Here is a 14985-nt window from a genome sequence, read left to right on the forward strand (position 1 = left end):
ACGGCTGACCCCGGCGCGCGGGGCGCCGTACCGGCTGCCGGCCCTCTTGAGACTGACGAGGGGCAGGCAGGCCATGCTTCACCAGGAGCGCCGCAGCTCCGCGAACGCCTCGTGGAAGCCGGGGAAGGTCTTCCGGACGCAGCCGGGGTCGTCGAAGGTGATGCCGGGCGTGCGCAGGCCGGTGACCGCGAAGGACATCACGATGCGGTGGTCGCCGTGCGTCTCGATCCGGGCGGGCCGCGGGCTGCCCGGCCTGATCTCGATCCAGTCGGGTCCGGTGGCGACCTCGATGCCGAGCGCGCGGAGGTTCTCCGCGCACGCCTCCAGCCGGTCGCACTCCTTCACCCGGGTGTTGCCGACGTCCTCGATCCGCACCGGCCCCGATGCGTAGGGGGCGATGGCGGCCAGGGTCGGCATGGTGTCGGAGATGTCACGCATGTTGACGGTGAGCCCGGCGAGCGAGCCGGGCCCGGTGACCGTCGTGCCGCTCGCGGTCGTGCGGACGTCGGCGCCCATCCGGCCGAGCACCTCGGCGAAGCGCAGATCGCCCTGGAGAGCGCCTTCGCCGAGGCCCGGCACCGTGACCGTGTGCCCGGTGACAGCGGCCGCCGCGAAGAAGTAGCTCGCCGTGGAGGCGTCCGGCTCGATGGCGTACTCGGTGGCGCGGTAGCCGCCGGGCGGCACCGTGAACACGTTTCCCTCGCGGGCCACCTCGACGCCGAAGCTGCGCATCATGGCGAGGGTGATCTCGATGTACGGGGCGGAGACGAGGTCCGTGACGGTGATGCGCAGCCCCGTGCGGGTGAGCGGGCCGAGCATCAGCAGCGCGGTGAGGTACTGCGACGACTGGCCCGCGTCGAGGGTCAGTTCGCCGCCCTCGATGCCGCGGGCGGCGATGCTCAGCGGGTGGTGGCCCTCTGCTTCCCCGTGGCGGAGGTCGACGCCCAGCTCCTGGAGAGCGCGGGTGAGCGGGGCCAGCGGGCGGCGGCGCATCTGGGCCGATGCGTCGAAGCGGTACGTGCCTCTCCCGGTGCCCGAAGGGCCCGGGAAGTGCCCCCGGCCCGCGGCGGCGAGGGTGGGCAGGAAGCGGGCCGTGGTGGCGCCGTCCCGGCAGTAGACGTCCGCACCGGCCACGCCGGGTCCGGCCGGGCGGCCCTCGACGCGCCAGGCGTCCGGCCCGCGCTCCACGGCGTATCCGAGCCGGGTGAGGCCCTCGGCGAACCCCTCGGTGTCGTCGGAGACCAGGGGGCGCAGGAGTGTGGTGGTGCCCTCGGCCGCGGCGGCCAGGAACAGGGCTCGGGCGGTCACGGACTTGGAGCCGGGGATTTCTGTCACGGTCACGGGCGGACATTCTGCCGTGCGCCCGCGACCGGGGCCGGGGCGGTCCACGATGCGGCCGTGGACCGCCCCGGAGGGGTCTGCCGTCCCGGGTCAGCGGATACGGCGGTGGACGTTGTCCGCGGTGGAGGGTCCCGGAGTGGCGTCGGCGATCCAGGGGCCTTCGCCCGACGCGTCGACGATGCCCTCCTCCAGCCAGGTGTACGTACCGGACAGGACACCGGACACGACCTTGCGGTCCAGTTCGTCGGTGTTCGCCCAGAGCCGGCCGAAGAGTTCGTCGATGCGGAGCCGGGCCTGCCGGCAGAAGGCGTCGGCCAGTTGGTACGCCTCCCGGCCGTGGTCGTCCGACGAGCGCAGCAGTTCGGCCCGTACGCAGGCCGCGCTCATCGCGAAGAGCTCGGCGCCGATGTCGACGATGCGGCCGAGGAAGCCCTGCTTCGTCTCCATCTTTCCCTGCCAGCGCGACATGGCGTAGAAGGTCGAGCGGGCCAGCTTGCGCGCGGAGCGCTCGACGTGGCGCAGATGGACCGAGAGGTCCGGGTGGCCCTCCGGGTGGAAGGCCGCGTAGCTGCCGGGCAGCTGTCCGGGGCCGGCGACGAGCTTCGGCAGCCAGCGGGCATAGAACGCGGTGGCCTGTGCCCCCGCCTTCGCCTTGTCCTGCAGCGAGGTCTCGGGGTCGATGAGGCCGCCGGCGACGGAGAGATGCGCGTCGACGGCCTCCCGGGCGATCAGCAGGTGCATGATCTCGGTCGAGCCCTCGAAGATGCGGTTGATGCGCATGTCCCTGAGCATCTGCTCGGCGGGCACCGGCCGTTCGCCGCGGGCCGCGAGGGAATCGGCCGTCTCGAAGCCGCGGCCGCCGCGGATCTGCACCAGTTCGTCGGCGATCAGCCATCCCATCTCGGACCCGTACAGCTTGGCGAGCGCCGCCTCGATCCGGATGTCGTTGCGGTCCTCGTCGGCCATCTGGGAGGAGAGGTCCACGACCGCTTCGAGGGCGAAGGTCGTCGCGGCGATGAAGGAGATCTTGGCTCCGACCGCCTCGTGCCGGCCGACGGGCCTGCCCCACTGCTCTCGCTCGGCCGACCACTCGCGGGCGATTTTCAGACACCACTTGCCCGCGCCGACACACATCGCGGGCAGCGAGAGCCGGCCCGTGTTGAGGGTGGTGAGGGCGATCTTGAGACCGGCGCCCTCCGGGCCGATCCGGTTCGCCGCCGGGACGCGGACCTGGTGGAAGCGGGTGACGCCGTTCTCCAGGCCGCGCAGACCCATGAAGGCGTTGCGGTTCTCGACGGTGATGCCCGGCGAGTCGGCCTCGACGATGAAGGCGGTGATGCCGCCCTTGCCGTCCTTGCCGCCCTCGCCGTTCTCGGGCCTGGGCACCCTGGCCATCACGACGAGCAGGTCCGCGACGACGCCGTTGGTCGTCCAGAGCTTCACGCCGTCGAGGACGTACGAGTCGCCGTCCCGGACCGCCGACGTGGCCAGCCGGGCCGGGTCCGAGCCGACGTCCGGCTCGGTGAGCAGGAACGCCGAGATGTCGGTGCTGGCCAGCCGGGGCAGGAAGGCGTCCTTCTGCTCCTGGGTGCCGAACTGCTTGAGCGGCTGCGGCACCCCGATCGACTGGTGCGCGGAGAGCAGCGCGCCGACGGCCGGGCTGGCCGAACCGACCAGTGAGAGCGCCCTGTTGTAGTACACCTGGGTGAGGCCGAGGCCGCCGTACTTGGTGTCGATCTTCATGCCGAGCGCGCCGAGCTGTTTGAGCCCGTTGACCGTCTCGTCGGGGATGCGGGCCTCGCGCTCGATCAGCGCGCCGTCGATCCCGGTCTCGCAGAAGGCGCGCAGCTTCGCCAGGAAGGCCTCGCCGCGGCGCACGTCCTCGGCGTCGGGCAGGGGATGCGGATGGATCAGATCGAGCCGGAAGCGGCCGAGGAACAGCTCCTGGGCGAAGCTCGGTTTCCGCCAGTCCTGTTCACGGGCGGCCTCGGCGACCTCGCGCGCCTCGCGCTCGGTGACCCTGGGCTTGTCGAGTGGTGCGGTCATGAGGGGTACTCCTCACCGCGGACGTCGGGTGGACACACCTGCCCGCAGTCAGGCGGTGCTAGTCGTCACTACTCGTCCGTATGTACCCCATCCCCAGCACCGCGGCCACCCCTCGCGTGCGTGAGGGGTGGCCGGGCGGGGGCGAGTGCGTCCGATCGGGTCTGATCGGACGCGGGTCCGGATCAGCTCCGTGGGCCGGGTCCGGACCGGTTCGCCCGGTTCGACGGGCGACGCCCGTTCAGAAGGCGGGGCGCGTTCAGAGGGCGAGGCCCGTGAAGACCATGACCCGCTCGTAGGTGTAGTCCTCCATCGCGAAGCGCACGCCCTCACGCCCGACGCCGGACTGCTTGGCGCCGCCGTACGGCATCTGGTCCGCGCGGTACGAGGGGACGTCACCGACGATCACGCCGCCGACCTCAAGGGTGCTGTGGGCGCGGAACGCCGTCTGCACGTCGTGCGTGAACACGCCCGCCTGCAGGCCGTACTTGGAGTCGTTGACGGCGGCGAACGCCTCCGCCTCGCCGTCGACCCTGGTGAGCGTCAGGACCGGGCCGAAGATCTCCTCGCAGGCCACCGTGGTGTCCGCGGGGACGTCGGCGAGCACGGTCGGCGCGTAGCTGGCGCCGTCCCGGGAACCTCCCGCGAGCAGCTTGGCGCCCTCCCGTACCGCCTCGTCGACCCAGGACTCGACCCGCTTGGCCGCGTCCTCGCTGACCAGCGGGCCGACGTCGGTGGCCGCGTCGGCGGGGTCGCCGGTGGTCTGCTGGGCCACTGCGTCGACGATCTTCGGGACGAGCCGGTCGTACACCGAGGCGTCGGCGATCACACGCTGCACCGAGATGCAGGACTGGCCGGCCTGGTAGTTCGAGAAGGTCGCGATGCGCGTGGCGGCCCAGTCGAGGTCCTTCTCGGACGCGTAGTCGGCCAGGACGACGGCCGCTCCGTTCCCGCCGAGCTCCAGGGTGATGTGCTTGCGCGGGACCGAGTCCATGATCGCGAAGCCGACCTTGTCGGAGCCGGTGAAGGAGATGACCGGCAGCCGCTCGTCCTGGACGAGGGCGGGCATCCGGTCGTTGGCGACCGGCAGGACCGACCAGGAGCCCGCGGGCAGCTCGGTCTCGGCGAGCAGCTCGCCGAGGATGAGGCCCGAGAGCGGGGTCGCCGGGGCGGGCTTCAGGATGATCGGCGCACCGACCGCGATGGCGGGGGCGATCTTGTGGGCGCAGAGGTTCAGCGGGAAGTTGAACGGCGCGACCCCCAGGACCGCGCCGCGCGGGAACCGGCGCGTCAGCGCGAGGCGGCCGGCGCCGCCCGCGTCGGTGTCGAGGCGCTGCGCCTCGCCGCCGTTGTAGCGGCGGGCCTCCTCCGCGGCGAACCGGAACACCGATACGGCGCGGCCGACTTCGCCGCGCGCCCACTTGATGGGCTTGCCGTTCTCGGCGGTGATCAGCTGGGCGATCTCCTCCGTGCGCTCGACCAGCCGCCGGGAGACGTGGTCCAGGGCGGCGGCCCGGACGTGGGCGGCCGTCGCGGCGAACTCGTCCCGGACGGCGTACGCGGCGGCGACGGCCTCCTCGACCTGCGCGTCGGTGGGGACGGCGACCGTACCGACGAGCCTGCCGTCCCAGGGGGAGGTGACATCGAAGGTGTCATCGCCGGTGGCCTGGCGGCCGGCGAGCCAGAAGGCGTGGGTGGAGGTCATGTGTTCCGGCCCTTCCGTGGTGGTGGTTGGTGTACCCACGGTAGGGCTGCGGGGGCGGCGCTGTGTTTGTCCGGCATGGAGTGGTGCGGGCTCCCGGGGTGCCGGAATGTCGTGGGACGGGGCGGCGTGCTCCGGGCGCCGGCCGGCCCGCGCCGCTCACGGCATGCTGGTGGCCTTCAGCGCCAGCCACAGCTCCATCCGTACGTCCGGATCGTCCAGGGACCGCCCCAGGATCTCCTCCACCCGCCGCATCCGGTACCGCAGTGTGTGCCGGTGCACCCCCAGGTCGGCGGCGGCCGCGTCCCACTGGCCGTGGTGCGCGAGCCAGGCGCGCAGGGACGCCACCAGGTCGCCGCGGCCCGTCGCGTCGTGCTCGTGCAGCGGACGGAGCATGCCGTCGGCGAAGGCACGGACCGCGTCGTCGGCGAGCAGCGGCACCACGGATCCGGTGGCCAGTTCCTCGTGTTCGACCAGGACCCGGCCGCGCCGGCGCGCGACCGAGAGCGCCTGTTCGGCCTGGCGGTACGCGGAGGCGGCGGCGATGGTGCCGGCCGGCGCGGACTGGCCGATGACGACCCGGTCGTCGTCGGCGGTTCCCGCGGAGGTCAATGCGTCCGCGGGGGCCTGGCGGGCCTCGATCTGCTGGGCGTACGCCGTGCAGGCCGTGACCGCTGCTCCGCCGTCGGTGGCGAGCACGACGAGGCGCTCACCCTCGGGGACGACGAGCACCATCTCGCCCGCCCGGGAGGCCCCGGACTCCAGCGCCTCGGCCAGCTCCTGGAGCGCGTGGGACGTGCCCTCGGCGATGAGCAGCCGGTACGGGGCGTCGAGCAGGCCGTTGTAGAGATCCCCGGCGACCGTGCGGGCGTGGTCCGGTTCCCCGGCGAGCAGCATCCTCAGTACGGCCGCGCCCAGCCGGTCCTCGGCCGCCCGCAGGGACCGGGAGCGTTCGGTGGTCAGGGTGAGCAGCGCGATGGCCGAGTGCACCGCGTACCGCTCGGCGGTGCCCAGCGGGGCGCCCGTTCCGACGGCCAGCGCGCCGTGCGGGCGGCGGCCGGTGCCGAGGGACTGGAGCTCGACGCGGTCGTCGGAGCCGCCGACGACCGCGCTCGCGGGCGCCGGGCGCTCGCCGAGCCGGGCCACGTCCGGGGTGAGCCGTGCGGCGCGGCGCGCGGCCCACTCGGGGGCGACGGACACGACGGTGCCGGCCGCGTCGTACAGCGCGGCCCAGCCGTTGACATGGGACGCGAGCCGCGCCACCAGGTCGCCGGGGCCGTCGCCGCTCAGCGCGGCCCGGGTCAGCTCGCGCTGGGCTTCGAACCCCGCGGTGACCGAGCGGTACTGGTCGGCGGCGATGGCGGCCGAAACCGCCTTGCTGATGGCCAGGAACGGGGTGCGCCGGGGGACCTCCAGGAGCGGCAGGCCCTCCTCCTCGGCGGCGGCGACCAGTGCGGGCGGGATGTCGTCGTAGTGGACGCCGACGGCGAAGCCGAGCCCGACGACTCCGGCCTTGGCGAGCCGCCGCACGTACCGGCGCATCGCCTCCTGGTCCTCGGTGTCCAGCGTCATCGCGGTGATGAGGAGGAGTTCGCCGCCCTCCATGTACGGGACGGGGTCGGCCAGCTCGCTGACGTGGGCCCAGCGCACCGGCGTCTCAAGACGGCCCTCCCCCGCACGCACGGTCAGCTTGAGCGTGGAGTGGTGGACCAGCGAGGCAAGGGTGGGCGGCATGGGGGGACCGTAGGACCTTCGGCTGAAGAATGGGTGAGAACTGTGCCGCCCCGTATGAACGGCTCCACCAATTCTGCCAGGGCGTACGAGTCCCTGCTCCGGATCAGCCGCGCAGGTCCACCAGAAGGGGCGGCGTGTGCTCGCCGCGCACCGTCCTCAGCGAGAGCACCGCATGGCCCGCGGGCACCGAATGGGCCAGGTCGGAGGCCGACCAGCGCTCGCGTTCGACCCTGCGTACGGTCACGGCGTCCGTCGTCACCGCCTTTCCCGTGACGAGTTTCCGGAAGGAGTGGATCGCCCGGGTGAGCGGCTGGTCGGCGAAGACCGTGCGCTGGGTGACGTCCTTGGTCTCCACCCATTCGGTGCCCCAGGCCTCGGCGAAGGACCTGCCCTCCCAGGTGGTCACCCCGGAGAACGCCATCCGGCAGCCGACCGCGCCGAGCAGCGCGGTGTGCAGGTCGTCCGGTACGTCACTCAGGCTGCGCAGGGTGAGGACGGCTCCGGCGTGGGCGGAGCGCAGCCGCTGGATGGAGCGGACCGAGTCCGCCGTGACGGTGCGGGTGGCGTCGTCGAGGACGAGACAGGCGAAGAGCGAGCGGTCGGCGCGGGCCGCCGCGCTCGCGGTGAACTGGGCGAGGACGAGCCGGGCGAGGACCCGGGAGGCCTCCGCGTGCCCCCGTTCCGGGAGGTCGATCCTGACCCGTACGGGGTGTTCGAGCGAGCGCAGCGAGAAGGGCCGGGAGGTGCCCGAGGTGTCGAAGAACCCGGCGAAGGCGGGCCGGTCCAGGGAGGCGACGCGGTCGGCGAGGGCCGGTCCGGGGTCGCCCGGCGCCCCGGACTGCCGGGCGCGGGCGTCGAGTTCGCGCTGCAGGCCGAAGTGGCCGCCCGCGTCGAGCGCCTCGCGCAGGGTGGCGAGCGCGGCCGGCACCCCGTCGAGGAGTTCCCGCAGATCGGGCACCGAGGGGAAGTGGCCGTGGGCCGCCAGGTACGGGCCGAGCAGCTGGGCGAGCGCGGTGGCCGCGCGCCGGCTGTCGACCTCGGGGAGGTCGCCGGTGAACGCCTCGGCGAGCACGGCGGCGGCCTCGTCGGGGTCGGTCGCGCCGCCGTAGAGGTCGAAGTCGTACGCGGACGAGGGGTCGCCGGGTTTGACCACGACGTCGTACGCCTCGTCGGGGCCGAGCTGGGTGCCGGCCGACGCCACGGCGATGACGGCGGCCTGGCCCGCGAGGGCCTGCAGGGCGAGGGACTCCACCACGGGCCGCACCAGGTCGCGGGTCTTGCCCGCACCGGGCGGGCCGACGGCCAGCAGCGAGGTGCCGAGCAGCTCGGGTTCGAGCGCGAGGCCACTGCCGCGCCTGGCGTACGGATTGCGCTCGCCGGGGTCGACCGTGCCGAGCCTGACCTGGCGTACGAACAGGTCGTGCCGGGCCGCGCGCACCGGCAGGTCGCGGGCGCCCGAGGGGTGCACGCACGCGGCGGCGCCGGTCCTGCGCACCGCTTCGGTGAAGGAGTCCAGCCGGGCCGGGTCCGCCTGGACGGAGCGCCAGGCGCGCCGGACCCGGGTGTAGTCCACGTCGTTCATCCGCCCGGAACGGACCTCGTCGGAGAGCCGGTCGGCGAGTTCGGTCAGGCCCTGGGCGCGCAGTTCGGGCCAGTCGGCGGGGGCCGGGACCGAGGCGTCCCGGGCCGCGGCCCCGGCCCGCGCCTGCTCCTGCGGAGCGCGCTGCTGCGGCAGCTGCCCCGGGCGCAGCAGGGTGCGCCAGCGGCCCAGCCGGGCGAACGGCCAGACCACGGCCAGCGTGATCAGTCCGTACGTCGTGTACACCACGGCGGCCGCCACGACCTGGTCGCCGCCGCCGGTCACCCAGGACCTCGGCATCAGCATGAAGACCATGTCGAGCCCCGGCAGGGTGCCCGCCCAGACGAAGATCCAGACCAGGAGGGCCAGGGCCGCGGCGGCCGTCGCACGGGCGCGCGGCGGGCGGCCCTCGACGGCTTGCTCGAAGGCCCCGCGCCAGTTGCCGAGCCGGCCGAAGCCGTAGAGGAGCACGGCCGCGATCAGGAACCGGTAGACCTCCAGCGCGTTCTCCGCGCCCTGCGGCGCCGGTTCGCCCATCCGCTGGCGGCTCCACCAGTCTCCCGGGGTGAAGAGCTCCAGCGGGACGCGCCAGTACGGGATGTAGCCGTTGTTCCAGAGCGACCAGACCAGGACGCAGGCGAGCAGCGAGATGACCGCCCCGCTGAACACGGTGCGGCCGGGGAGGTGCTCGGACTCCGGGGGGCGCTCGGCATGGCCGTACGCCCAGACGCCGGGCCCCTCCCGGTGGCGCGGGGCCGCCAGCCAGTCGGCGAGCACCGGCCCCGTCGCCGGTGCGTAGGTGGGCGGGGGCGGGACGGCCGGCGGCCCGGCAGGGCGCGGCACGGGACCGGCCCCCCGGGTGCCGCGTGCGTCGTACGTGCCTTCGGTGTCCATGACCCCTGCCCCCTGACCAGCCAGGTCCGCCTGTGCGGTGCGCCTCGATCTCGCGCCTCAATCTAGTGCCACGTGCCCGCTGCCGGGTGTCATCACGCTGCTATGTCCGTCGCGGACAACGACACACCCGGACCACTACCGAACGGAGCATGCCGCCGTTCCGGACGCGCCCCTAGCCTGCTTGAGAGGAAGCGTCCGATTTCGTCCCACAGGAGTCCCCCATGACCGCTGTTCCGCAGGAGCGCCGCGTCGTCACCGCCATCCCCGGCCCCAAGTCGCAGGAGCTCCAGGCCCGTCGCAATGCGACGGTCGCCGCCGGTGTCGGCTCCGTGCTGCCGGTCTTCACGACCCGTGCGGGCGGCGGCATCATCGAGGACGTCGACGGCAACCGCCTCATCGACTTCGGCTCCGGCATCGCCGTGACGTCCGTGGGTGCGTCCGCCGAGGCCGTCGTACGCCGGGCGTCCGCGCAGCTCGCCGAGTTCACCCACAGCTGTTTCATGGTGACCCCCTACGAGGGGTACGTCGAGGTCTGTGAGCAGCTCGCCGAGCTGACCCCGGGCGACCACCCCAAGAAGTCGGCGCTCTTCAACTCCGGCGCCGAGGCCGTCGAGAACGCCGTGAAGATCGCCCGTGCGTACACCAAGCGCCAGGCCGTCGTGGTCTTCGACCACGGCTACCACGGCCGCACCAACCTCACGATGGCGCTGACGTCGAAGAACATGCCGTACAAGAACGGCTTCGGTCCGTTCGCGCCCGAGGTCTACCGGGTGCCCGTGGCGTACGGCTACCGCTGGCCGAGCGGCCCGGAGAACGCGGGTGCCGAGGCGTCCGCCCAGGCCATCGACATGATCAACAAGCAGATCGGCGCGGACAACGTCGCCGCGATCATCATCGAGCCGGTGCTCGGCGAGGGCGGCTTCATCGAGCCCGCCAAGGGCTTCCTGCCCGCCGTCGCGCGGTTCGCCAAGGACAACGGCATCGTCTTCGTGGCCGACGAGATCCAGTCCGGCTTCTGCCGCACCGGCCAGTGGTTCGCGTGTGAGGACGAGGGCATCGTCCCCGACCTGATCACGACCGCCAAGGGCATCGCGGGCGGGCTGCCGCTCTCCGCGGTGACCGGCCGCGCCGAGATCATGGACGCCGCGCACTCCGGCGGCCTCGGCGGCACGTACGGCGGCAACCCGGTGGCCTGTGCCGGCGCCCTCGGCTCGATCGAGACGATGAAGGAGCTGGACCTCAACGCGAAGGCCCGGCGCATCGAGGAGATCATGAAGGCGCGGCTGACGGCCATCCAGGAGAAGTACGACATCGTCGGCGACATCCGGGGCCGCGGCGCGATGATCGCGGTCGAGCTGGTCAAGTCGGGCAGCAAGGACCCCAACCCGGAGGCGACCGCAGCTCTGGCCAAGGCCTGTCACTCGGTGGGACTGCTCGTTCTGACCTGTGGCACCTACGGCAACGTGCTGCGCTTCCTGCCCCCGCTGGTCATCGGCGAGGACCTGCTCAACGAGGGTCTTGACCTGCTGGAGGATGCCTTCGCGGGCGTGTGACCTCCAGTAACGGTCGGGGCATGTGAAGAACGTGTGGGGGGGCGATGGCGGGATGCGATTCCGGCTGTCGGCCTCCTTTCCTCTGCCGTACGGTTCTGACAGATGAGAGAAACACCCCGCTCACGAATGACTGTGAGCGATCCCAGGCAAGGGCCTCCCCAGCTCGCGCCTGGTCGTGCCTTCGCGCACACCACCGGAGCTTCGGGCTCCGGATCTCCTCACCGATCGGATGGCCGCCCGCCCCACACCCCCCGGGGCGCGCGGCACACCGGTCCAGGCGGCCGCCTCGGAACTACCCCCCCTGTTCCCGGGCGGCCGGCTCCTCTCTCCCCGCTGCGGCGCGTGCTGCTCTCCGCGCTCGGCTGTGTTCTCCTCTTCGCCCTGATCACCTGGCAGGTCATGGCCCACGGGCCGCTGCTGCGGATGGATGTGCGCATCGACCACCACATCGTGGGCACCGGCCCCGGGTGGCTCAGCGGCGCCCTCTCCGACCTGGGCAACACCGAGGTCGCCCTGCCGGTCCTGGTGGTGGTGATGGCGTACGCCCTGTGGCGCGGCAGCCGCAGGGACGTCCTGGCCGCCGCCCTGGCGATGGCCGTGGTCCCCGCACTGGTGGTGCCACTGAAGCTCTGGACGGCGCGGCCGGGGCCGCTCGACCCGTCCACCGGCTACTTCCCCTCGGGCCACTCCGCGACCGCGATGGTGGCCTACGGCGGGGCCGCGCTGCTCCTCATGCCGTACACCCGGCGGAACTGGCCGGTGCCCGTCGCCGTAATCCTGACGGTGGCGACGGGCACCGGTCTTCTCCTGCACGGCTACCACTGGCCGCTCGACGTGCTGGCCAGCTGGCTGCTCTGCACGGCCCTGCTGCTGGTCACTGCCAGCTGTATGCGTCGAAGTTCTTCGCGAACTCCTGATTGCTGAACAGGTCCCAGTTGACCGACCAGGCCATCAGCCCGCGCAGGCCGGGCCAGGTGCCGTGGGTGGCGTAGGAGCCGCAGTCCGTCTTCTTCGTCAGACAGTTCAGCGCCGTGTCCACGTCGGCGGTCGAGGTGAACCCGTTGCCCGCGTTCACCGAGGCCGGGAGGCCGATGGCCACCTGGTCGGGGCGGAGCGGAGCGAACATCTTCGTGGTGTCGCCCGCGACCGGGAAGCCGGTGAGCAGCATGTCGGTCATGGCGATGTGGAAGTCGGCGCCGCCCATGAAGTGGTACTGGTTGTCGAGGCCCATGATGGGGCCCGAGTTGTAGTCCTGGACGTGCAGCAGCGTCAGATCGTCGCGCAGGGCGTTGATCACCGGCAGATAGGCACCCGCGCGCGGGTCCTGGCCGCCGAACGGGCCCGAACCGTAGAACTGGTACCCGAGCTGCACGAAGAAGGTCTCCGGCGCCATCGTCAGCACGAACGTGTCCCCGTACTTGGCCTTGAGCGTCTTCAGCGCGGAGATCAGGTTGACGACGACCGGGGTCGTGGGGTTCCGGAAGTCCGTGTCGCCGGTGTCCAGGGAGAGTGAGTGGCCCTCGAAGTCGATGTCCAGGCCGTCGAGTCCGTACTCGTCGATGATCTTCGAGACGGAGGCGACGAAGGTGTCGCGGGCCGCCGTGGTGGTGAGCTGCACCTGACCGTTCTGGCCGCCGATGGAGATCAGCACCTTCTTGCCCGCCGCCTGTTTGGCCTTGATCTCCGCCTTGAACGCGTCGGCCGACTCGACGCCCGGGCATTCGGTGGCGGGGCAGAGGTTGAAGCGGATGTCGCCGGATGTGGGGGACGTCGGTTCGCCGAAGGCCAGGTCGATCACATCCCAGGAGTCGGGGACGTCGGCCAGCTTCGTGTAGCCGGAACCGTTGGCGAAGCTGGAGTGCAGATAGCCGACCAGGGCGTGCGCGGGCAGGGCCGCGCCCGCCGCAGGCCCGGCCGCCTGCGAGGTCTGCGCGGCCCCGGCGAGTGCGCTCACCGCGAGTGCGGCCGTGGCGAGCATGGCCAGAAGTCTTGGGCGTTTCACAACTGCCTCCGGACATGGGGGGATTGAGGTGGTGAAGCGCGCCCAACATGGTCCAGACCAATTGGACTGTCAAGGCTTCACACACTCCCCGGCGGTGGTTCAGACCAGTCCGTCACCAATGTCGCCCGCCCGGAGTGCGGCAGCCTCGTGCATCGCCAGTTCCAGCAGCACCGGATCGGTGAGCGTCCCCTCGGCGTCCGGCGGGACGAGCCAGCGCACCCCACTGGCCGTCCGGCCCGGCTGCGGCACCACGATCCAGGTACCGTCGCCCACGCCCCGCACACCCGTGCCGATCCAGCGCGCGGCCGTCCCCGGCGGTACGAAGAAGCCCATCCCGGACTCACCGAAATCCGCCAGCACCGGCCCCGGCCGGTCGATGAGCCGGGACAGCACGTCCAGGGTCGGATAGCCCAGCTCCCCCGGAACGATGAGCACGTCCCAGCGCACCCCGGCGGGCAGGAGCGCCACCCCGTGGGGGTCGCGCTCCCATGCCCGCCGGCACGCGCCGGGATCCGGCGCCACCGACGCGAGCCACTCCACTGCGGTCCTTGCCCCCGAGCCAGCCATCGCCCGGCCTCCATTCGTGTACGCGCGGTTCCTGCGTGCACGGGGAGAGAGCGGGGAGGGAGCACTTCATGACGCGGGTTCGGACACCCAATGACAGTGACCTGGGTCACAGCCCCGGCGTACCGGCGGGACCGGCCGGTTCAGGAGTCGAATCCGAGCCCCAGCCGGTCCATCGACTTCAGCCAGAGATTGCGCCGGCCGCCGTTCTCGTCCGCCCGCGCCAGCGACCACTTGGTCAGCCCGATACCCGCCCAGGCGAACGGTTCGGGCGGGAACGGCATCGGCTTGCTCCGCACCATTTCGAGCCGGGTGCGTTCCGTCTCGGCACCCGAGAGCAGGTCGAGCATCACGTCGCCGCCGAACCGGGTGGCTCCGACACCGAGACCGGTGAAGCCCGCCGCGTAGGCGACGCGGCCGCCGTGTGCCGTGCCGAAGAAGGCCGAGAACCGCGAGCAGGTGTCGATCGCGCCGCCCCACGCATGGCTGAAGCGGACCCCCTCCAGCTGCGGGAAGAAGGTGAAGAAGTGCTCGGCGAGGGTCAGATAGGTGGCCGGGCGCTGGTCGAGTTCGGCGCTCAGCCTGCCGCCGTACGGATAGATCGCGTCGTAGCCGCCCCACAGGATGCGGTGGTCCGCGGTCAGCCGGAAGTAGTGGAACTGGTTGGCGCTGTCACCGAGTCCCTGCCTGCCCCGCCAGCCGATCGACGCCAGCTGCTCATCGGTCAGCGGCTCCGTCATCAGCGCGTAGTCGTAGACCGGCACGGTGTACGGGCGCACCCGCTTGACCAGCGAGGGGAAGATGTTGGTGCCCAGCGCCACCTGTCCGGCGAAGACCCTGCCGTACGGGGTGCGGACGGCCATTCCCGGTCCTGAGCGCACCAGGTCGAGCCCACGGGTGCGCTCGTACATCCGCACGCCGAGGTCCAGACAGGCCCGCTTGAGTCCCCAGGCCAGCTTGGCCGGATGCAGCATCGCTACGCCTCGCCGGTCCCAGATCCCGCCGAGGAAGGTCGGGGAGTCCACCTCGGCCCGCAGGGCGTCCTGGTCGAGGAACTCCAGCCCCTCGAAGCCGAGTTCCGCGGTCTCGCGGTGCCAGTCGCGCAGCTCCTCCGCCTGGTGCGGCCGGGTGGCGACGTCGATCTCACCGGTGCGCTCGAAGTCGCAGTCGATCTTGTACCGGGCGACGGCCTCCTCGATGGCGTCGAGGTTGCGCGCGCCCAGCTCCTCCAGCTGCTTGATCTCACCGGGCCATCGTTCGAGACCGTTGGCGAGACCGTGGGTCAGCGATGCGGCGCAGAAGCCGCCGTTGCGGCCCGAAGCGGCCCAGCCCACCTCGTGGCCCTCGATGAGGACGACGTCCAGGCCGGGGTCGCGCTCCTTGGCGCGCAGCGCGGTCCACAGTCCGCTGTAGCCGCCGCCCACGACGAGGAGGTCGCAGCTGACGTCCCCGGTGAGGGCGGGCAGGACGGCCGGCTTGCCGGGGTCCTCCAGCCAGAACGACACCGGCTCGGCGTCGGCGAGCGATGCGGCAAGGGCACGGGTCATGGCAGCTGCGGCCATGGGTTCCACTC

Annotated in this window: 9 protein-coding genes and 1 pseudogene; 2 read left to right on the forward strand and 8 right to left on the reverse strand. The window is 72.2% G+C overall.

The features are described 5' to 3' along the window. Positions 1-78: 78 nt before the first annotated feature. The 5 genes from aroA to OG285_RS07750 form a co-directional block, all read right to left on the reverse strand. Positions 79-1341: a 3-phosphoshikimate 1-carboxyvinyltransferase gene (aroA, locus tag OG285_RS07730; RefSeq protein WP_371790578.1), complete on the reverse strand. Its 1263-nt coding sequence runs from the start codon at positions 1339-1341 to the stop codon at positions 79-81. Positions 1342-1431: 90 nt separating this feature from the next. Next, entirely contained in the window at positions 1432-3387 is a 1956-nt protein-coding gene (locus OG285_RS07735) for an acyl-CoA dehydrogenase family protein (RefSeq protein WP_371790579.1), read from the reverse strand. A 256-nt stretch (positions 3388-3643) separates the two neighbouring features. Further along, positions 3644-5089 carry an aldehyde dehydrogenase family protein gene (locus OG285_RS07740; RefSeq protein WP_356832582.1) on the reverse strand — a complete coding sequence of 482 codons (1446 nt, stop codon included), beginning with the start codon at positions 5087-5089 and terminating at the stop codon, positions 3644-3646. 156 nt (positions 5090-5245) lie between these two features. Continuing rightward, positions 5246-6820 (reverse strand): PucR family transcriptional regulator, encoded by a 1575-nt coding sequence (locus OG285_RS07745; protein WP_356832584.1) that lies wholly within the window; start codon positions 6818-6820, stop codon positions 5246-5248. A gap of 103 nt (positions 6821-6923) precedes the next feature. Then, entirely contained in the window at positions 6924-9293 is a 2370-nt protein-coding gene (locus OG285_RS07750; protein ID WP_371790580.1) for an ATP/GTP-binding protein, read from the reverse strand. Positions 9294-9514: 221 nt separating this feature from the next. Here OG285_RS07750 and gabT point away from each other — a divergent pair, with 221 nt between their 5' ends. Further along, positions 9515-10846: a 4-aminobutyrate--2-oxoglutarate transaminase gene (gabT, locus tag OG285_RS07755; protein ID WP_371790581.1), complete on the forward strand. Its 1332-nt coding sequence runs from the start codon at positions 9515-9517 to the stop codon at positions 10844-10846. A 342-nt stretch (positions 10847-11188) separates the two neighbouring features. Next, a complete protein-coding gene (locus OG285_RS07760) occupies positions 11189-11770 on the forward strand; it encodes a phosphatase PAP2 family protein (RefSeq protein ID WP_371790582.1) in 582 nt (193 codons plus the stop codon). Here the strand turns inward: OG285_RS07760 and OG285_RS07765 are convergent. From OG285_RS07765 to OG285_RS07775, 3 genes and pseudogenes are all read right to left on the reverse strand, one after another. Then, a pseudogene (locus tag OG285_RS07765) lies at positions 11721-12740 on the reverse strand (chitinase); the annotation flags it as partial. The gene OG285_RS07760 and the pseudogene OG285_RS07765 sit on opposite strands and share 50 nt — an antisense overlap. 207 nt (positions 12741-12947) lie before the next feature. Next, positions 12948-13415 (reverse strand): hypothetical protein, encoded by a 468-nt coding sequence (locus OG285_RS07770; RefSeq protein ID WP_371790583.1) that lies wholly within the window; start codon positions 13413-13415, stop codon positions 12948-12950. Between the two features lie 140 nt (positions 13416-13555). Then, positions 13556-14974 carry an NAD(P)/FAD-dependent oxidoreductase gene (locus OG285_RS07775; RefSeq protein ID WP_371790584.1) on the reverse strand — a complete coding sequence of 473 codons (1419 nt, stop codon included), beginning with the start codon at positions 14972-14974 and terminating at the stop codon, positions 13556-13558. Between the last annotated feature and the right edge of the window lie 11 nt (positions 14975-14985).

It is taken from the genome of Streptomyces sp. NBC_01471, assembly GCF_041438865.1.
Taxonomy (GTDB): domain Bacteria; phylum Actinomycetota; class Actinomycetes; order Streptomycetales; family Streptomycetaceae; genus Streptomyces.